This window comes from Rhodococcus gannanensis, assembly GCF_042681175.1.
GTDB classification, from domain to species: domain Bacteria; phylum Actinomycetota; class Actinomycetes; order Mycobacteriales; family Mycobacteriaceae; genus Rhodococcus_G; species Rhodococcus_G gannanensis.
This window is the reverse complement of record NZ_JBHUFB010000010.1, coordinates 558,364-575,616: the sequence shown is the minus strand read 5'-3', so window position 1 is coordinate 575,616 and position 17,253 is coordinate 558,364. Positions and strand designations below refer to the sequence as shown.

The 17,253-nt window shown below is 69.6% G+C and carries 17 protein-coding genes; 7 read left to right on the top strand and 10 right to left on the bottom strand.

The genetic code is table 11. The features are described from left to right. Window positions 1-56: 56 nt before the first annotated feature. Window positions 57-713 carry a dihydrofolate reductase family protein gene (locus ACFSJG_RS13750; protein ID WP_378485756.1) on the top strand — a complete coding sequence of 219 codons (657 nt, stop codon included), beginning with the start codon at window positions 57-59 and terminating at the stop codon, window positions 711-713. Here ACFSJG_RS13750 and ACFSJG_RS13745 read toward each other — a convergent pair. Genes ACFSJG_RS13745 through ACFSJG_RS13735 form a run of 3 tightly spaced genes read right to left on the bottom strand, consistent with a single transcriptional unit; the run spans window position 650 to window position 4,176 of the window. After that, window positions 650-2,176 (bottom strand): bifunctional 3-(3-hydroxy-phenyl)propionate/3-hydroxycinnamic acid hydroxylase, encoded by a 1,527-nt coding sequence (locus ACFSJG_RS13745; RefSeq protein ID WP_378485988.1) that lies wholly within the window; start codon window positions 2,174-2,176, stop codon window positions 650-652. The two genes, ACFSJG_RS13750 and ACFSJG_RS13745, sit on opposite strands and share 64 nt — an antisense overlap. Further along, window positions 2,176-2,850: a YceI family protein gene (locus ACFSJG_RS13740; protein WP_378485755.1), complete on the bottom strand. Its 675-nt coding sequence runs from the start codon at window positions 2,848-2,850 to the stop codon at window positions 2,176-2,178. The genes ACFSJG_RS13745 and ACFSJG_RS13740 overlap by 1 nt, the downstream gene beginning before the upstream one ends. 39 nt (window positions 2,851-2,889) lie before the next feature. Next, window positions 2,890-4,176, bottom strand: a complete 1,287-nt coding sequence (locus tag ACFSJG_RS13735) for a glycosyltransferase (RefSeq protein ID WP_378485754.1) — start codon at window positions 4,174-4,176, stop codon at window positions 2,890-2,892. Between the two features lie 177 nt (window positions 4,177-4,353). Here ACFSJG_RS13735 and ACFSJG_RS13730 point away from each other — a divergent pair, with 177 nt between their 5' ends. Beyond that, on the top strand, window positions 4,354-5,403 hold the full coding sequence (locus ACFSJG_RS13730) for a type III polyketide synthase (RefSeq protein ID WP_378485753.1): 1,050 nt from the start codon (window positions 4,354-4,356) through the stop codon (window positions 5,401-5,403). Between the two features lie 217 nt (window positions 5,404-5,620). Beyond that, the gene (locus tag ACFSJG_RS13725) at window positions 5,621-6,703 is read left to right on the top strand and encodes an N-acetylmuramoyl-L-alanine amidase (RefSeq protein WP_378485752.1); all 1,083 of its coding nucleotides are present in this window, start codon (window positions 5,621-5,623) and stop codon (window positions 6,701-6,703) included. A gap of 70 nt (window positions 6,704-6,773) precedes the next feature. Here ACFSJG_RS13725 and ACFSJG_RS13720 read toward each other — a convergent pair whose 3' ends face one another. Then, window positions 6,774-7,499 carry a hypothetical protein gene (locus ACFSJG_RS13720; RefSeq protein WP_378485751.1) on the bottom strand — a complete coding sequence of 242 codons (726 nt, stop codon included), beginning with the start codon at window positions 7,497-7,499 and terminating at the stop codon, window positions 6,774-6,776. Between the two features lie 340 nt (window positions 7,500-7,839). Here ACFSJG_RS13720 and ACFSJG_RS13715 point away from each other — a divergent pair, with 340 nt between their 5' ends. Continuing rightward, a complete protein-coding gene (locus ACFSJG_RS13715; protein WP_378485750.1) occupies window positions 7,840-8,877 on the top strand; it encodes a CobW family GTP-binding protein in 1,038 nt (345 codons plus the stop codon). 98 nt (window positions 8,878-8,975) lie between these two features. Here ACFSJG_RS13715 and ACFSJG_RS13710 read toward each other — a convergent pair whose 3' ends face one another. From ACFSJG_RS13710 to ACFSJG_RS13695, 4 genes are all read right to left on the bottom strand, one after another. Beyond that, complete coding sequence (locus ACFSJG_RS13710) at window positions 8,976-10,553, bottom strand: DEAD/DEAH box helicase (protein WP_378485749.1); 1,578 nt, start codon at window positions 10,551-10,553, stop codon at window positions 8,976-8,978. Window positions 10,554-10,930: 377 nt separating this feature from the next. After that, window positions 10,931-11,344 (bottom strand): molybdenum cofactor biosynthesis protein MoaE, encoded by a 414-nt coding sequence (locus ACFSJG_RS13705; protein ID WP_378485748.1) that lies wholly within the window; start codon window positions 11,342-11,344, stop codon window positions 10,931-10,933. Further along, window positions 11,337-12,281 (bottom strand): bifunctional molybdenum cofactor biosynthesis protein MoaC/MoaB, encoded by a 945-nt coding sequence (gene moaCB / locus ACFSJG_RS13700; RefSeq protein WP_378485987.1) that lies wholly within the window; start codon window positions 12,279-12,281, stop codon window positions 11,337-11,339. Before moaCB ends, ACFSJG_RS13705 begins: the two co-directional genes overlap by 8 nt. Window positions 12,282-12,322: 41 nt before the next feature. Next, window positions 12,323-13,507 (bottom strand): molybdopterin molybdotransferase MoeA, encoded by a 1,185-nt coding sequence (locus ACFSJG_RS13695; protein WP_378485747.1) that lies wholly within the window; start codon window positions 13,505-13,507, stop codon window positions 12,323-12,325. A gap of 144 nt (window positions 13,508-13,651) precedes the next feature. Between ACFSJG_RS13695 and moaA the strand changes: the two genes are divergently transcribed. Beyond that, entirely contained in the window at window positions 13,652-14,707 is a 1,056-nt protein-coding gene (gene moaA, locus ACFSJG_RS13690; RefSeq protein WP_378485986.1) for a GTP 3',8-cyclase MoaA, read from the top strand. Further along, window positions 14,700-14,993, top strand: coding sequence for a MoaD/ThiS family protein (locus ACFSJG_RS13685; protein ID WP_378485746.1), 294 nt, complete (start codon window positions 14,700-14,702; stop codon window positions 14,991-14,993). The genes moaA and ACFSJG_RS13685 overlap by 8 nt, the downstream gene beginning before the upstream one ends. Here ACFSJG_RS13685 and ACFSJG_RS13680 read toward each other — a convergent pair whose 3' ends face one another. Together ACFSJG_RS13680 and nadE are read right to left on the bottom strand one after the other, a co-directional pair. Then, window positions 14,994-15,767: an SDR family oxidoreductase gene (locus ACFSJG_RS13680; RefSeq protein WP_378485745.1), complete on the bottom strand. Its 774-nt coding sequence runs from the start codon at window positions 15,765-15,767 to the stop codon at window positions 14,994-14,996. A gap of 4 nt (window positions 15,768-15,771) precedes the next feature. After that, window positions 15,772-16,611, bottom strand: a complete 840-nt coding sequence (nadE, locus tag ACFSJG_RS13675) for an ammonia-dependent NAD(+) synthetase (protein ID WP_378485744.1) — start codon at window positions 16,609-16,611, stop codon at window positions 15,772-15,774. Window positions 16,612-16,663: 52 nt separating this feature from the next. On the opposite strand from nadE, the gene ACFSJG_RS13670 reads away from it, so the two are divergent. Beyond that, the gene (locus ACFSJG_RS13670; RefSeq protein WP_378485743.1) at window positions 16,664-17,218 is read left to right on the top strand and encodes a nucleosidase; all 555 of its coding nucleotides are present in this window, start codon (window positions 16,664-16,666) and stop codon (window positions 17,216-17,218) included. Window positions 17,219-17,253: the final 35 nt, after the last annotated feature.

Genomic DNA, 17,253 nt, shown 5'->3' with positions numbered 1-17,253 from the left:
ATGATAGACACATCAGCCGGCTCGGACCGGGCACGTTCGTCAAGGGGAGGCACATCATGTCGAAGGTCCGCATACACAATTTCACGATCTCGCTCGACGGTTTCGGCACAGGCGAGGGACTCACCTTCGACGCACCGTTCGGGCACGCAGGCGAGCGGTTGCACCAGTGGATGTTCGGGACCCGTTTCTGGCGGGCGATGGTCGGCGAGGACGGCGGATCCGAGGGAATCGACGATGCGTTCGCGCGGCGTCACGAGGTCGGGATCGGCGCGGAGATCATGGGCCGCGGGAAGTTCGGTCCGCAGACCGGTCCGTGGACCGATCTCGGCGCCGACGACGAGTGGCAGGGCTGGTGGGGCCCGAACCCGCCGTTCCACACGCCGGTGTTCGTCCTCACCCACCACCCGCGCCCGACCCTGGAGATGGAGGGCGGCAACGTCTTCCACTTCATCGACGCCACGCCGGAGGAGGCACTTGCTCGGGCGCGGGAGGCGGCCGGTGGGCTGGATGTCCGGATCGGCGGCGGGCCGACGGTCGTGCGGGACTTCCTCGCCGCAGGCCTCGTCGACCACTTGCACGTCGTGCAGGTGCCGGTTCTGCTCGGCAGGGGAGTGCGGCTCTGGGACGGGTTGGAGGACCTCGAGGACGCCTACGACGTCGAGTCGGTGGCCTCGCCGAGCGGCGTCACCCACCTGAACTTCACCCGCCGGTGACGTCCGCGGAAGACGCGGGGCTCGTGGAAACGGCCGCGGTCGTCGACGACGGCGAGTACCACCCGGTCGGGTCGGACCACCGCCGCCCGCAGGCGATGTCGCGCGAGCCAGGCTGCGGATGCGGGCAGGTCTCCCACGCTGATCCGTCGAGCGTCCACATCGTCGACGAGTGATGCGAACCCCGGGTCGTCGGAGGCTCCGAGCACGGCGAATCCGGAGCCGAGCAGATCGTCCGAACGGCGACCGTCCGCACCGATCCATTGTGGGAACGCAGCGCCGATCGGGGACCGCGAGAGTCGGCCCGCCAGTGCGCCCCCTCGGAGGCGAGGAGAGAGGACGCGGCGTGCGATCGGGTCGGGGTTCGGGAGTCGCGCGATTCCCCGTAGAACCGGGTGCAGCGCGCTCGGCGCAGCCATCACCCTGCCGACGACGACGGCGCCGAGCACCGCGCTGACGACATGGCCTCGCCGCTCGAGCTGGTAGGTGTCGAGGAGGTGCTCGTCGGCCCGTCCCGACAGCACCGCCGAGATCTTCCAGGCGAGGTTCACCGCGTCACGTTGGCCGGCGCCCAGGCCCTGACCGATGAACGGTGGTGTCAGATGCGCGGCGTCGCCGAGCAGGAACACCGGCCCGTGGCGCCAGGTGTCTGCGACGGCTGCTCGATGGGAGTAGACGGTGTGCCGCACCACGGTTGCATCGCCGTCGGGGAACCACGGTCCGAGTCTGGCGGCCGCCTCGTCGTCGGTGACCGGCACGGGGGCGGGAATCCGGAACTCCCAGCGGTAGCGGTGTTCGCCGATCCGCATGAAGGTTCCGGACTCGGCGCCTGCGCAGATCTGGTGGACGCCGGGCCACAGGGTCAGGTCGCGTTCGCAGCGGACGTCCACGACCAGCCAGTGCTGGTCGAAGCCGAGGTCCCGCATGCGGCTGCCGATCCGATCGCGCATCCCGCTGCCCGCCCCGTCGCACGCGAGTACGAAGCGTGTGGCGATGGTGCGTGATCCGTCACCCTGGGTTGTTCGAACGGTGACGTCGGCGCCGCCGTCGCCTCGCACCGAGGCTCCCGTGACCTCGTGGCCGGAGAGCAGCGTGATCTCCGGATGCCGGGTCTGGGCGGTTCGGAGCACCCACTCGAGGTCGGGTTGGTCGAACATGTTCGTCTCGGGCCACCCGTGCGTCCCGACCGCGCTGTCGCGGCGGAGTTCCAGCAGGGTGCGGAGGTGGCCGTCGACGAGGCGCAGTCCGAGTGCCGGCTCGCAGACGGCGGCGACCTCGTCGGCGACACCGGCGGCCTGCGCGATCCTCAGGACCTCGTCGTCCAGATGGACCGCACGCGGGAGGGGATACGGATCGGTGTGACGTTCGACGACCACGCACCGGACGCCCCGCCGCGTGAGCAGTGCCGCGGCGGTCAGGCCGGTCGGGCCGGCCCCGACGACGACGACATCGGTGGTTGCGGGGATCAGGACTTGCCCAGCACGATCGAGAACTGCACCTGGCCCGCATCCTCGACGACGATGTTCGGGAACGTCGTCGGCTTCTGCACCCCGTAGTCGGTCCAGGCGACATCGACGGCACCCGCCGTCTCGATGTTCTCGCCCGATCGGCGGATGTCGAAATTCGTTGTGACATCGCGGGTCTGACCGTGGAGGGTCAGCTTTCCGCTGACCGGGACGGACACGGTCGAACCGTCCTCCGGCACGACCGACAGGTCGACCGGCTCGGTCACCTCGAAGGTTGCGGTCGGGAACGACCCGGTGTTCATGATCATCATGTCGAACATGGCGTCCCGGCGCTCGCTGTCGGTCGCGATGCTCGCGACGTCGACCTCGACGACCCCCGCGCTGAGCGTCGAATCCTCCACTGTGGCAGTGCCGGTCACGTCCTGGGTCTGACCCCGCACGAACACGCGTTGACCGTTGAGTGTCTCCCAGACCTCGTACCCGGCCGCGGACTCCGGGGCGACCGTCCAGTTTCCGTCGAGGGAACCGGACCCGCCGGTCGCCGCCCCGCTGAGCCCGAGCGCGTCCGGCTGATCGCCGTGGAAGAACTTGGCGTACGCCCACGGCCCGACGCCGACCGCGATTACTGCAACCGCGAGTACCGCCCCGATGATCCACAACACACGTTTACGCATGGGCGGCAACATAACCCAGAACTCGCTCGCGATGGGGTGCTACGTTGACGCGGCAACTTCGCGAACCCGCCGGGATATCGACTTCGTCGCGTCGTGGCATGCGAGATCGTCGGCGAGTGCGCGCGCCCGTACCCCGTACCGGGTGTCCGCCAGGACCTCGGTCACCGCCCGTCGCACCGCGGCGGGGGAGGGTGATCCGCTCCGGATCCGTACGCCCGCTCCAGACCGCGCGACCCGCGCTCCGATCTCGGCCTTGTCCTCGGTGCTGCCCGCGACGACCAGCGGAACCCCGTGTGACAAGGCGAAATGCACGCCGCCCCAGCCGCCGTTGGTGACCATGACGTCGACGTGGGGGAGCAGTAGCGAGAACGGAACGAACTCGGTGACCACGACGTTCGCTGCGGTGCGCCGAAGCGAGTCGACCGGACGGCCGCCCGTGGCGACGACGACGAGAGTGTCCGAATCCGCCAGTGCGTCGACGGTCGGCTCGATCAGGGTGCCGAGGTCGTGGTTGTCGAGGGTGCCCTGTGTGACGAGGACAACAGGTCGATCGGTGCCGAGGCGATCCCACCAGGGCGGTGTCGGCCAGTCTCGCGGCGCCGCGGGGAGGATCGGGCCGACGAAGCTCAGGCGGTCGCCGACGTCCGTGCGCGGATACTCGAAAGCCGGTGTGGTCAGCACGAACACGTCATCGGCGTGCAGTGGCCAGTCCAGGAGGAAGCATGCCGGATCCTCGCCGATCACCTCTCTGGTGCGGCGTGTGGCGATCGCCTGGGCCCGGCGCATGACGATCGAGCGAGCCCCCGCGTTGAGGGCCCGATTCCGGACCCGACCGAGTGGTCCGGTCGACGGCGGAAGTCCGGGCCCGAAGGGTGCGGTGTCCACGCTCGTCGACATCAGCGGAGAAACGCAGACGGCGAACAACTTTGGGCGAACGTCCAGTTCGCTTCCGATCAGCGGCAGCGCACCCATGAACAGGTTCTCCGCGATCACCGTGTCGGCACCCTCGGCCTCGACGGCCTTGGCGACGGCGTGGTACTGGTCCGCGAGCAGGTTCGCGAACATCTGTTCGGCGTCGAAGAGGGACCGCAGGAACGCGGGCCTACGTTCACGCCCGGGGAACCGCTCACCCAGCTTGGTGTCGTCGTAGTCGCAGGTGGGAGGCAGTGCGTGGAACCGGAGCCCCGCTCGCAGCGCGCGGTCCTCGAACCGTGTTCCGGTGAGGATCGCGACGTCGGCGCCGTCCTCGGCGAGGCGAGAGCCGATGGCGAGCATCGGAGCGACGTGCCCGGTGAGGGGCGCGCTGCACAGGAGAATTCGGGCCACGGAGATCCTTTCGCGTGCTGATCGCCGTACGAGGTGGGGCGACCGCCGCTCAACGTACCGCTTGCGCGGACGTTTAGGGTCGGCTAACTTCTGGTACTCAAGGGTTCAATGACGCAGCCTTCGTTCCTGTCGTGCCCGCTATTCCTGTTTCTTCCAACACCTTTCGGAGCGTTGTCTGTGACCACCGCGTACATCAACCGCATCAGTACCGTCGTTCCCGAGCACGACGTCCACGACGCCTTCGTCGCGTTCGCGGATGCCTCCTTCACCGAGCGGCGCAAGCAGTTGCTGTTCCGGCGGATGGCCGACCGGTCGCAGATCTCGCATCGCTACGCGGGGATCGCGTCCCCATCCGATTTCTACGGCAACGATCCGAACTCGGTTGACACCGAGACCCGGATGATCGAGTTCGAGCGCAGTGCACCGGATCTCGCGGTTCGCGCCGTCGAGGGGCTCGAACTCGGGGACGCAGCGGCCGAGGTCACGCACCTCATCGTCATCACCTGCACCGGATTCTATTCTCCGGGTATTGATTTCGAGATCATCAAGCGATGCGGCGTCAACTCGTCGGTCGAACGCACTCAGGTCGGCTTCATGGGCTGCTTCGCAGGCATCAACGGACTCAAACTGGCCCACCACATCGTTCGGTCCGAGCCGAACGCGAAGGTGCTCGTCGTCAGTCTCGAGCTGTGTTCGCTGCACCTGCAACGATCGGAGTCTCTCGAGACGATGCTCTCTTTCCTCGTCTTCGGCGACGGCTGCGCGGCCGTTCTCGTCTCCGGTGAGGAGAAGGGGATCGCGATGGATTCCTTCAAGGCGGTCATGGTCCCCGAGACCCCCGAACTGATCACCTGGCGGATCGGCGACATCGGATTCGACATGGTGCTGTCGGGAAAGGTGCCCGGCACGCTGGGTCGTGCACTCGACGAACGCAATCTCAAGGAGATCCTCGCGGGCGGGTCCAAGGACGACATCGACATCTGGGCGGTCCACCCCGGTGGGCGGTCCATCCTGGATGCCGTCGAGGACGGCATCGGCCTCGAGCCCGAGGATCTGTCCGCATCGAGGTATGTGCTCGACAACTACGGCAACATGTCGTCGGCCACGATCCTGTTCGTCCTTGCCGAGATCATGAAGCGTGCGCAGGAGGGCGGACCCACCGGTGCGGGCTGCGCGATGGCCTTCGGCCCCGGACTCACCGCGGAGACGATGCTCTTCCACATCTGAGAGGCGCTGGTGCCGTGAGATCGATGGCGGTCGGGGATTCGGCCGTATCGAAGGTCACGGATCGTCATCGGTTGTCGGTTCGGAGGGGTCGAGGACTCCCGTGACTGCTGTGTCCAGTGGTTCACTTGATTCGCCTGTGACCTGAGGTGCTGAAGTGACACCTCGACCAGTCGGCCGAAAGGAGAGCGGCGCACCGGACAGGTGCTCCCATCTCGGGATGACCAAGAAGATTCTCACGGCGGGCCTCGCGGCGCTCGCGATGACCGCGGCACTCACACCGGTTGCCGGAGCGCAGCCGGCCGCCGCCGACCCCGCACCCGTCGCCGAAGGAGTGGCAGCGCCGACGCCCCTGGCCGGCCGGACCGTCTTCCTCGACCCCGGCCATCAGGGCACCGGGCACGACGAGGATCTGTCGCGCCAGGTCGACGACGGCCGCGGCGGTACCAAGGACTGCCAGACCACCGGGATGACGACTCTCGGTGGCGTTCCGGAACACACCATCACCTGGGACGTCGCGCAACTCGTCAAGGCGGGCCTGGAGAAGCTCGGGGCGACGGTCGAGCTGAGTCGACAGGACGACAGCGGGTGGGGTGGCTGCGTCGACGAGCGGGCACGCGCGGCGAACGCGTCCGGTGCCGATCTCGCCGTCAGCATCCACGCGGACTCCACCGCTGCCTCGCAGGGGCCGACGGCACACGGGTTCCACCTGATCGTGCCCACGCTGCCTGTCCCGGACGCCACTGTCGAGGAAGTCCAGTCGGAAGAGGGCAAGGCCGCGACGACCGCGATCCGGGACGCATATCGCGAGGCGGGTTTCACGCCCGCCAACTACGCGGGCGTAGTCGACGGCATCCAGTCCCGCTCCGACCTCGCCGGGCCGGCACTCACCACCGTCCCGCTGGCCTTCGTCGAGATGGGTAACGGGTCGAATCCGGACGACGCGGCCGTCCTGGAAAGCCAGGACGGCCGGCTCAAGCACGCTGTCGCGATCATCGTGGGGGCGGTCGACTACCTGATGGATGCGACGGGCACCGCACCGGCCGTGGGGCAGAGCGACACGACCGCGCCGAGCACCCAGGTGGCTCCGGACCCGGCCACCACCGCCGAGCCCGCGACGGACGAGTCGTCGCCGACGCAGGACCAGGACACGGCGCCTGCGACGGTCGTCGGGCAGGGCCTCGAGCTGTTGCGAACCCTGCTGTCGGCGTTCGACCTCGACATCGTGCAGGAACTCGCGAACGAGCAGGACCTCGGGGTGTTCGCCGACCTGCTGGAAACCCTGCTCGACCTTCTCGGCTGATCCGAGGCGACCGACGACACGAGGGCCGGACACCATCGCGGTGTCCGGCCCTCGTCGTCGGTTCCGGGGATCAGAATCCGGCGGCGCCGGCCATCAACGTGTCCGAGACCGGCTCGCTGGCCGCGAGCGAGCCCGCGTCGAGCAGCCCCTCCGACCCTGTGCCGGCAGACGACGTGTCGGCGGACGCGGTGTCAGCGGAGGCGGTGTCGGAGCTGGCAGCCGACGACGCGGCGTCGAGCAGGCCGCTGTCGCCGGCACTGGAGGCGGTGGCGAGCAGTCCGGTGCCGAGCAGGCCACCGAGAGCAAGCGACGCGACCGATCCGCTGATCTTCGCGGGCCCTGCGGGGACGTCGAACGCCATGAGCAGCGAGCGCTCGACGCAGCCGCCCGCGACGACGGAGATGACGGCTGCGGGGCCCTGTGCAATTGCGATCAGGCGCTTGCCTGCCACGGTGAGGAACGTGCCGACGTTCTTCGGGGTCATCTCGTCGGTCGTGGCACCGATCAGCATCCCGAGTCCGCACTCGCGCAGCCCGTCGACGGTCATCGTGCCGACAGCGGTCGCGATGGCGCCTGCGGCGTCCTCTTCGTTGGCGGCGCGCACGATGGTGTCGATGGCCATCGACCCGGTCGCGAACTCCTCCGCGGTGGGTTCCGTGGCAGCGGCCTCGGCGGGCACGGCCTCCGCGGCGGGCTGGACCGGTGCGGGCTCGACCGGCGCGTTCGCGGTGGCGACGCCGGCACCGAGGCCGATGGTCAATCCCAGTGCGCCGACCACGGCAGCAGTTCGCTTCATGAGGTTCTCTTTCACGGAAAGTGCGGTCCTGGATGCGTGAAGCATGCCGGAAGGACATGTAACGCGCCGTTATTACACCGAGATATTCATGTAGCCGCAACGTTTAGGTATGCCTGTGTGACGCGACAGCCTTTTCGTGCCCACTGTGATGAACAGCACAGTTCGATTGGTCGTGTACTGGGGATTTCCCGAGTATTTCCACCGAGTGAACTCTGGGCGACCACAGATCGCTGCGGAGGTCGGGGTGCGCGGCGTGCATCGCGTAATCGTCCGGCCGGTCCGCGTGTGTGACGCCGGAGGACCACTACGATGGACACCCGATCGAGCAGGGAGGTGCGGGGTGGCGAGGCGGTTGGTTCCGGTCGTGTTGGTGGCCGGGTTCCTCGGATCCGGTAAGACGAGCCTGCTCAATCACCTGCTTCGCGGAAACCACGGTGTCCGTATCGGTGTGATCGTCAACGACTTCGGATCGGTCGGCATCGACTCGATGCTGGTTGCCGGCCAGGTCGACTCCACCGTGTCCCTGAGCAACGGGTGCCTGTGCTGTGCAGTCGATGTCGAGGAGATGGACACGATGCTCGACCGCCTCACCCGGGCGGACATCGACGTGATCGTCGTCGAGGCGAGCGGGCTGGCCGAGCCGCGCACCCTCGTGCGCATGATCCTCGGCAGCGAGAACCCCCACATCGGGTACGGCGGGCTCGTGGTTCTCGTCGACGGCGCCGAGTTCGAGACCAATCGGACACGTCATCCCGAACTCGATCTGCACGTGCGCATGGCCGATCTCGTGGTCCTGAACAAGACCGACCTGTTGTCCGACGACGAGGCCGACACTGTCCGGAACCGAATCGGCGAGCTGGCCGAGCGCGCTCCCGTACTCACCACCACGCACGGCCGGATCGATCCGCGACTGCTGTTCGACGAGGTCGTCCGCGCCGACGACGAACCACGCCAGTTGCGGCTCGACGAACTGCTGCTCGAGCAGGAGGAGTGTCACGGCGAGGACGGGCACACCCACCTGCACGACGGGTACCGCAGCGTCACGTTCACCTCTGCGGCGCCGATGAACCCGCGGGCCCTCGCACGGTTCCTGGAGGAGCCGCCGCCCGGCCTGTACCGGGTGAAGGGATTCGTGTACTTCGGGATCGAGGGTCACACCGAGCGATACCTGGTGCAGACCGTCGGCCGGCACATCCGGTTCGACCAGGCACCCTGGGGCAGAGGCGCACGGCGACACACCGAACTCGTCCTGATCGGCGCCGACATCGACGGCGACGCGATCGCACGTGCCCTCGACGGGTGCGTCTCCGAGACATCCGGCGGTGACACCGGTCCCGAGGCGATGACCGCCGTCCACCGCTACGTCGTCGAGTCCTGACGGGGCGTGACGACGCCGCGGCCGGTGGAACGAGATCGAGCCCGCAGCGCGCTGGGCGCATGCGGGCTCGATCGGTTCAGGCGGTCACGCGGTGACGACTACGGGCGCGTCGCGCGACGGCGGCGCCGGTTGTCGCCACCGCGGGCGGTGTCGGTGCCGGGCGTCTCGCTGCTGTAGACGGTGACGGGAGCCGACGAGCGTCCGCGCGCCTGACCGGAGTTCGAGCGGCCGGCGGACGATCCGTTCCGGCCGTTCCCTCCGGTGCGGGCGCCGCTGCGCTCGCCGGTGCGGGCCGCGGCGTCGCGTCCCCGGCCGCCTCCGGCCGAACGGTTCGCGGAAATTCCTGTCCCGCTGCGCCTCTCGGTGCCCGACGTGGACGAATCCTGCTGCCGGCGCGATCCGCCGCCCTGGCCCCCGTTGCCACCGCGGCCACGCTGTCCGCCGCTGCGGCGACCGCCGCCCTGACCCGACGGCTGCGCCACCGGCTTCGGTGCGGGGACGACGTGGGGAGCGATCTCGCCGACCAGTTCGGTGACTGCGGTGGAGGTCGCGGTCACCTGCTGCGGCGTGACCGTGATCTTGGCTTTGCGCATCAACAGCGCGAGGTCCTTGCGCTGCTCGGGGAGGACGACGGTGACGACGTCGCCCGCGCTTCCCGCGCGTGCGGTTCGGCCCGAGCGGTGCAGGTATGCCTTGTGCTCGGCGGGGGGGTCGACGTGCACGACCAGCTCCACGTCGTCGACGTGGACACCGCGGGCGGCGACGTCGGTTGCGACCAGCACCCGGGCCTCACCGGACGAGAACGCGGACAGGTTGCGGTCGCGGGCGTTCTGCGAGAGGTTGCCGTGCAGGTCGACGGACGGGATGCCCGCCTCGGTGAGCTGCTTGGCGAGCTTGCGGGCCTGATGCTTGGTGCGCATGAACAGGATTCGGCGACCGGTTCCGGACGCCAGCTTGTGCACGAGATCCTTCTTGTCGGCCGCACCGGAGACGTCGAAGACGTGGTGCGTCATGGCCGCGACGGGCGAGTTCGCCTCGTCCACCGAGTGCAGCACCTCGTTGCGCAGGAACTTCTTGACGAGGACGTCGACCCCGTTGTCGAGGGTCGCCGAGAACAGCAGGCGCTGACCACCGGTGGGTGTGGCCTTGAGGATCCGGGTCACGCCGGGCAGGAAACCGAGGTCGGCCATGTGATCGGCCTCGTCGAGCACGGTGATCTCGACGGCGTCGAGGAAGACGAGGCGCTGCTTCATCAGGTCCTCGAGCCGCCCGGGGCAGGCCACGACGATGTCGACGCCGGCCTCGAGTGCCTTGACCTGGCGGTGCTGGGACACGCCTCCGAAGATGGTGGTCACGCGCAGCCCGGCTGCGGTGGCCAGCGGCTCGAGTGTCGCGGTGATCTGGGTTGCGAGCTCGCGGGTCGGGGCCAGGACGAGTCCGCGGGGCTGGCTCGCGCGACGCCTGGATGCGGTGGAGCCGGCGAGGCGCGCGGCCATCGGAATCGAGAAGGCGAGGGTCTTGCCGCTGCCGGTCTTGCCGCGGCCGAGGACGTCGCGGCCGGCGAGGGTGTCGGGAAGCGTGTCGACCTGGATAGGGAACGGCGCGCTGATTCCGGCGCCGGAGAGTGCTGTCACGAGGGGAGCGGGCACGCCGAGTTCGGCGAAGGTCGCTGTCATGTGTGTGCGAGTGCCTTTCGGGCATCGGGTTGCGCCGACCGGCACGGGACCGCGCGGGTCCGCGTGCGACATCGGCACAAGGGTGGCGAGATTGCCGGTGGGCAACATCGATCGCCGTAAGAAGAGTTCGTGCCTGGCACGTGAAAACCGATCCACGACGGCTGGCGCTGTGAAGCTCGCGCCGAGTGAGCTCAGCATAGCGGACCCTGCAGGGTGCCTGCCGTTGCCTGGGTCACACCCGCGTCGGCCGAGTTCGGGTCGGTGGAACGGGGCGCCGCGCCGCGCCACCCACCGTTCCCGTCCGGGGCTACCCCGGTCGGCCGGATTCGGTCACGCTGGCACTCAACGACATTGGCGAGCAATCCGCCGGGTGAGTCCTACAGTCCGACCCACTCGGTGACCCCGCCCGCGAAGTGCTGACGCTTCCAGATCGGGACCTCGGCCTTGATCCGCTCCACGAGGAGCGAGCACGCCGCGAACGCCTCGGCGCGATGAGGCGCCGCGACCGCGGCAACCAGAGCCAGGTCGCCGATCGTCAACGCACCGACCCGGTGCACCGCGGCCACCGGCAGTCCCGACTCCTCGGACACCTGCTCGCAACAGCGACGCAGGAACGCTTCCGCGTCGGGGTGCGCCGAGTACTCGAGGGCGGTGACGGACTGCCCCTCGTCGTGATTGCGCACCACGCCGGAGAACAGGACCACCGCGCCGTGTTCGGGACCGGCGACGGCGGCGTCGACCGCAGCCGGATCCAGGGGCTGGTCGGAGATGGCTGCCAGCAGTTCACTCATCGTGCATTCCTCCACCTGCGACCTGCGCGAGCAGGTGATCCAGAATCGGTTCGAGTACCGCTATTCCGTCCCGCACTCCGCCGGGGGATCCGGGCAGGTTCACCAGGACGGTACGGCCGACGAGCCCGGCGAGTCCCCGGCTCAGCGATGCGTGGGCGATCTTCTCGGTTCCCTTGCGGCGCATGGCCTCCGCGAGTCCGGGCAGCTCGCGGTCGAGCACGGCGGCGGTGGCCTCGGGGGTGCGGTCGCTGGGCGACGCGCCCGTACCGCCGGTCGTGACGACCAGCGCCGGGGCGCCGCGCAGCGCGTCCGCGAGACCGGCGTCGATATCGGCGTCCGCACACACGAGCGGCCCGCGGACGGCGAACCCGAGCCCGCCCAGCCACTCGGCGAGCGCCGGGCCGGTGGTGTCGGTGCGGGTTCCCGCGGCGCCGGCGGTCGAGGCGACCAGGACCACCGCGGATCGCTCCGGCGTCGGTTCGGATTCCGCTGCGGGTGTGGGGATCTCGTCCTCGCGCACCCAGTTCCCTCGTTTCCCGCCCGACTTCGTCAGCAATCGGACCCCGTTCAACACTGCCGCGGGATCCACCGCCTTCACCATGTCGTGCAATGTCAGACCGGCGACGGCGACGGCGGTCAGCGCCTCCATCTCCACGCCGGTCTGGCCCGTGGTCTTCGCGCGGGCCTCGATCGTGATGGCCGATTCGGTGAACCCGAACTCGACCTTCACCGACGACAGTGCGAGCTGATGGCACAGGGGAATCAGTTCCGACGTTCGCTTGGCGCCCGCGATCCCGGCGATCCGTGCGGTGGCGAGCACGTCGGCCTTGGGCATGTCGTCCGCCCGGACCAACGCGATCACCTCGGGCGTGGTCTGCAGTTCGCCCGCGGCGACCGCGATGCGGGTCGTGGTCGCCTTGGCGCTCACGTCGACCATCCGGGCCCGGCCCTCGTCGTCGAGGTGCGTCAGATCTCCGCTCACAGCTCCCACACCTGCACGTCGTCTCCTGTCTGCATCGTCGTCACGTCCTCCGGAATGTCGAGCAGCACGTCCGCACGGGCCAGCGCCGCCACCAGGTGTGAACCCGGACCCGACTCCAGTGTCACACCGCCGGGAACTCGCCGTCCGCGCAGGAACTGCCGCTTCCCCGAGGGGGACCGCACGGGCACCGTGAGCGTCGCACGGTCGGTGGGAACGGGCGCGAGCCCTGCGCACCGGCGCAGCTCGGCGCGGGCGAACACCTCGAAGGAGACCAGGGTGCTCACCGGGTTCCCGGGGAAGCTGAGCACCGGCACCCCGTCGACGGTGGTCAGACCCTGCGGGCCACCCGGTTGCATCGCCACGTGCCCGAACCAGCCACCGAGCGGCGTCAGGACCTCGCGGACCACCTCGAAATCGCCCATCGACACCCCACCGGAGGTGATGACGACGTCGGCGGCGTCGACGGCGCGCCCGAGCAGGTCGCGGAAACGGTCCGGGACGTCGGTGCTGTGGCCGACAAGGACTGCGTCGCCACCGTTGGCGCGGACCGCGGCGGCCAGCGCGACGGAGTTCGACTCGAAGATCTGCCCCGGTCCCAGCGAGCTGCCCGGTGGCATCAGTTCGGCGCCGGTCGCGATCACCGCGAACCGTGGGCGGCGACGGACCGGCACCTCGGCCAGGCCGACCGCCGCGAGCATCGCGAGATGCCGTGCCGTCAGGGTGGCGCCCGCCGCCAGCAGCAGGGTGCCGGCGGTGACGTCGCTGCCGCGGTCCCGGACGAACTCGCCGGACCGCCGGGAGGCGTGAATGCGCACGACGTCGCCGTCGGAGTCGGTGTCCTCGACGGGGACCACGCAGTCGGCGTCGAGGGGCACGGGGGCGCCGGTCATGATCTTGACTGCCGTGCCGGGTGTGAGCCGCTCGGGTCCGGCATCGCCCGCCGCCACGGTCGCTGTCACAGGAAGGGAGACCGGCGCTTCCAGTAGGGACGCGGCGGCGACCGCGTATCCGTCCATCTGGGAGTTCCGGAACACCGGCAGGTCGATCGGCGCACGGACGTCGTCGGCCAGGACCCTGCCCAGGGAGTCGGGCACCGCGACCGCCTCGCTCGCGGGCGTCAGCGCAGGGGAGAGCAACTGCCGGACGATCTCTGCGTGCTCATCGACGGATCTGCTGGTCATGGCCCTCCCGGTCGCGTGGAGACCCATCCTATGCGGCAGCCGACGAGGCTCCGACAGGGCGACCCGCACCGCGGATAACCTCCGCGTTACACGGACTCGGCATACTGGTGACATGTGGGAGGTGGGGATCCGATGACGGCGACCGTGCGGCCGGTGTCGATGGGCCTGCCCACCGTTCGTGGCCACGTCGAGGCCTCGGACCGCCCGGACACTCCCGATCTGGTCGACCGGTTCGGTCGCGTCGCCCGTGACCTGCGCGTCTCCATCACCGAGAAGTGCTCGTTGCGGTGCACCTACTGCATGCCCGCCGAGGGCCTGCCCGTCATCCCGCAGCAGCGACTGCTGTCCGCCTCCGAAATCGTCCGCCTGGTCACGATCGCGGTGCGTGACCTCGGTGTCCGCGAGGTGCGTTTCACCGGTGGCGAGCCACTGATGCGCCGCGACCTCGAGGACATCATCGGCGGCTGCGCGCGCGCCGTGCCGGGGACACCGCTGTCGATGACGACCAACGCGGTCGGCCTCGAGCACCGCGCCCAGGGTCTCGTCGATGCCGGGCTGTCCCGCGTGAACATCTCCCTCGACACCGTCGATCGCGACCACTTCGCCGAACTCACCCGGCGGGACAGGTTGCCCGCGGTGCTCGCCGGAATCCGCGCCGCGGCGCGCGCCGGGCTGACGCCGCTCAAGATCAACGCGGTCCTGATGCCCGAAACCCTCACCGGTGCAGTGGACCTCCTGCAGTGGTGCCTGGACGAGGGCGCGCACCTGCGGTTCATCGAGGAGATGCCGCTCGACGCAGATCAGGCATGGGACCGGACCACGATGGTCGATGCCCAGCACCTGCTCGACGTCCTCGGCGCGCGGTTCGCGCTCACGGAAGCCGGGCGTGAGGATCCGTCCGCGCCCGCCGAGGAGTGGCTCGTCGACGGCGGACCGGCGACCGTCGGCATCATCGCGTCCGTCACCCGGAACTTCTGCGAGGACTGCGACCGAACCCGTCTCACCGCCGAGGGAACGGTCCGGTCCTGCCTGTTCAGCGACAGCGAGATCGACCTGCGGGATGCGATGCGGGCAGGCGCGAGCGACGACGACATCGCGGCGCTGTGGCGCGGCGCGATGTGGACCAAGTGGGCCGGACACGGCATCGACGCGGACGGCTTCGCGCCGCCGCAACGCAGCATGGGAGCCATCGGTGGTTGAGACGGTCGGGAACGTGGCGGCGCGGACGGCACCGGAGACGGTGGTGGTGACCGTGCGCTACTTCGCGGCCGCCGCCGAGGCCGCCGGATGCGGCGAGGAGCAGCTGCCGCTCACCGAGGGGGTCACGCTCGGCCGGTTGCGTGCCGCGCTGATCGACCGGCACGGTCCGGCGATGGCGCGCGTGCTCGACGTCGCGGCCTACCTGCAGAACGACGAGCTGACCCGAGACCTCGACGACGCCGTCGCTTCCCGGGTCGACGTGCTTCCGCCTTTCGCGGGCGGCTGATCAGCTGCCGTTCGAGGCGAGCCACTCCTCGAAAGTGGTCGTGCCGTACCTGTTCTCGGGTGTCAGATTCCGACCCTCCCGCAGGAATCGGCCGACTGCGCCGGGGACCGGCAGTCCGACCACCACGGCTCGCGAAGCGGTGACCCGCTTCCACGTGTGCGCGAGGTCGCGCATCGACTCCGGTTCCGGACCGCCGATCTCGATTCGAGCGACGGGGGTCGGGGCCAGCGCCGCCTCGGTCAGCGCCCGGCCCACGTCCGCGGGAGCGATCGACTGGAACCGGGCACCCCGCACGGCGGGCAGTACCCCCACGCGGGCGGTGGCGGCGAACAGCGACCGCACCAGCGAGTGGAACTGGGTGCAGCGCACGACCGTGGTGTCCAGCCCGGACTGCGTGAAGATCCGTTCCTGTTCGACAAGCGCCTCGTAGTAGGCGAACTTCACCCTGTCGACGCCGACGATGGACAGCAACACCAGTCGTCGCACCCCGGCGTCGCGGGCCGCGGCGGTCAGGGTGCGGGCGCCGTCCGTGAAGACCGGGCGGGTGGCCCTGGTCTGTCCGTTCGCCGCGCTGACGACCACGTCGACGCCGGTGAGCGCCTCGGGCACGCCTGCGCCCGTCAACAGGTCGCCGGGAGTGTGGGTCGCTCCGCCGGGCAGGTCGGTGGGGGCGTGCCGGCTGAGCACTCGCACGGTGTGGCCACGGGATGCGAGTTCCGACACCGCGGCAGAACCCGCGGTACCGGTGCCCCCTACGACCAGAACGGTGGTCACGGCACTACTTCCACCAGTCGTCGAGCGGCGTGACCGGCACGGCGCGCTTGTGGCGGGTGTTCAGGAACATGGTCTCGATCCTCTCCGCGACGCGGGGGGTGACGTCGCGGCCTTCGAGGTAGTCGTCGATCTCCTCGTACCGCAGTCCGAGGGCCTCCTCGTCGGGCAGGGCCGGGCGGTCGTCCTCGAGATCGGCGGTGGGGACCTTCCGCCACGTGGAGTCCGGCGCACCGAGGTGCTGGAGCAGCGCCGCACCCTGCCTCTTGGACAGTCCGGTCAGCGGGGTCACGTCGACACCGCCGTCGCCGTACTTGGTGAAGAAGCCGGTGATCGCCTCCGCAGCGTGGTCGGTGCCGACCACGAGGTGCCCCAGTTCGCCCGCGATGGCGTACTGAACGACCATCCGCTCGCGGGCCTTGACGTTGCCGCGCACGTAGTCCCGCAGCTCGCCGATCGGTCCGAGCACCTCGACGAGACCGGCGGCGCTCTCCGCCGCGGCGGCATCCGCACCGGGCTTGATGTTCACGGTGATCGACCGGTCCGGCTGGATGAACTTCAGCGACACCTGCGCGTCGTGCTCGTCGGCCTGCACGCCGTACGGCAGACGGACCGCGACGAACTCGGCCTCGTGTCCCTCGGCCCGAAGCTCATCGGCGGCCAGCTGACACAGCCGCCCGGTCAGGGTGCTGTCCTGCCCGCCGCTGATGCCGAGGACGAATCCCTTCGCCGGCGTGGAACGCAGGTACGCCTTGAGGAAGTCGACGCGGGTCCGGACCTCGTCGGCCGGGTCGACGGTCGGCTTGGCGCCGAGTTCCTCCAGAATTCGCGCACGCAGTGTGGACATGCGCGTGACTCTAGCGAGGTGCCCGCTCCGGCGCGAAGGCTAGAGTCGCGCGGTGACCAACGCCCCTGTTCTCGTCGTCTCCGCCACCGCCGTCGAAGCCGCGCACGTGCCCGCGCGCTTCGGCGTGCTCCACACCGGAATCGGCAAGGTCGACGCTGCGATCGCGGTCACCGAGGCGCTCGCGGCGTATCCGGCCGGAGCGAGGCCCGTCGTCGTCAACGTCGGCACCGCCGGCGCGTTGCACGATCACCACGCCGGTCTGTACGTGCCGTCACGGGTCCTCAATCACGACCTCAGTGCCGAGGCACTGCGATCACTGGGTTACCCGGCGGTGGACGAAATCTCGCTGCCCGACGGGGACGGGTCGGTTCTGGCGACGGGAGACGTGTTCGTCTCCGACCCCGCTCGGCGCGCGGAGTTGTCCAGGCGCGCCGACCTGGTCGACATGGAGGGTTTCGCGATCGCCGCCGCCTGCGCCCGGATGGGTGCCGTGTGCCGGCTCGTCAAGCACGTCAGCGACAACGCCGACGAGTCCGCGATGGACTGGCCGGCCCAGGTCGACGCGAGCGCACGCGAACTCGGTGCCTGGCTCGACGCCCACTACTGACGTTCACGACGACCGGCGACCACCGCGCGCGGTGA

Bases quoted from the DNA above. Each gene is read 5' to 3' on its own strand.
- ACFSJG_RS13750 (WP_378485756.1), top strand. From the start codon at position 57: ATGTCGAAGGTCCGCATACACAATTTCACGATCTCGCTCGACGGTTTC.
- ACFSJG_RS13740 (WP_378485755.1), bottom strand. From the start codon at position 2,850: ATGCGTAAACGTGTGTTGTGGATCATCGGGGCGGTACTCGCGGTTGCA.
- ACFSJG_RS13725 (WP_378485752.1), top strand. From the start codon at position 5,621: ATGACCAAGAAGATTCTCACGGCGGGCCTCGCGGCGCTCGCGATGACC.
- ACFSJG_RS13720 (WP_378485751.1), bottom strand. From the start codon at position 7,499: ATGAAGCGAACTGCTGCCGTGGTCGGCGCACTGGGATTGACCATCGGC.
- ACFSJG_RS13710 (WP_378485749.1), bottom strand. From the start codon at position 10,553: ATGACAGCGACCTTCGCCGAACTCGGCGTGCCCGCTCCCCTCGTGACA.
- ACFSJG_RS13705 (WP_378485748.1), bottom strand. From the start codon at position 11,344: ATGAGTGAACTGCTGGCAGCCATCTCCGACCAGCCCCTGGATCCGGCT.
- moaCB (WP_378485987.1), bottom strand. From the start codon at position 12,281: ATGGTCGACGTGAGCGCCAAGGCGACCACGACCCGCATCGCGGTCGCC.
- ACFSJG_RS13695 (WP_378485747.1), bottom strand. From the start codon at position 13,507: ATGACCAGCAGATCCGTCGATGAGCACGCAGAGATCGTCCGGCAGTTG.
- nadE (WP_378485744.1), bottom strand. From the start codon at position 16,611: ATGTCCACACTGCGTGCGCGAATTCTGGAGGAACTCGGCGCCAAGCCG.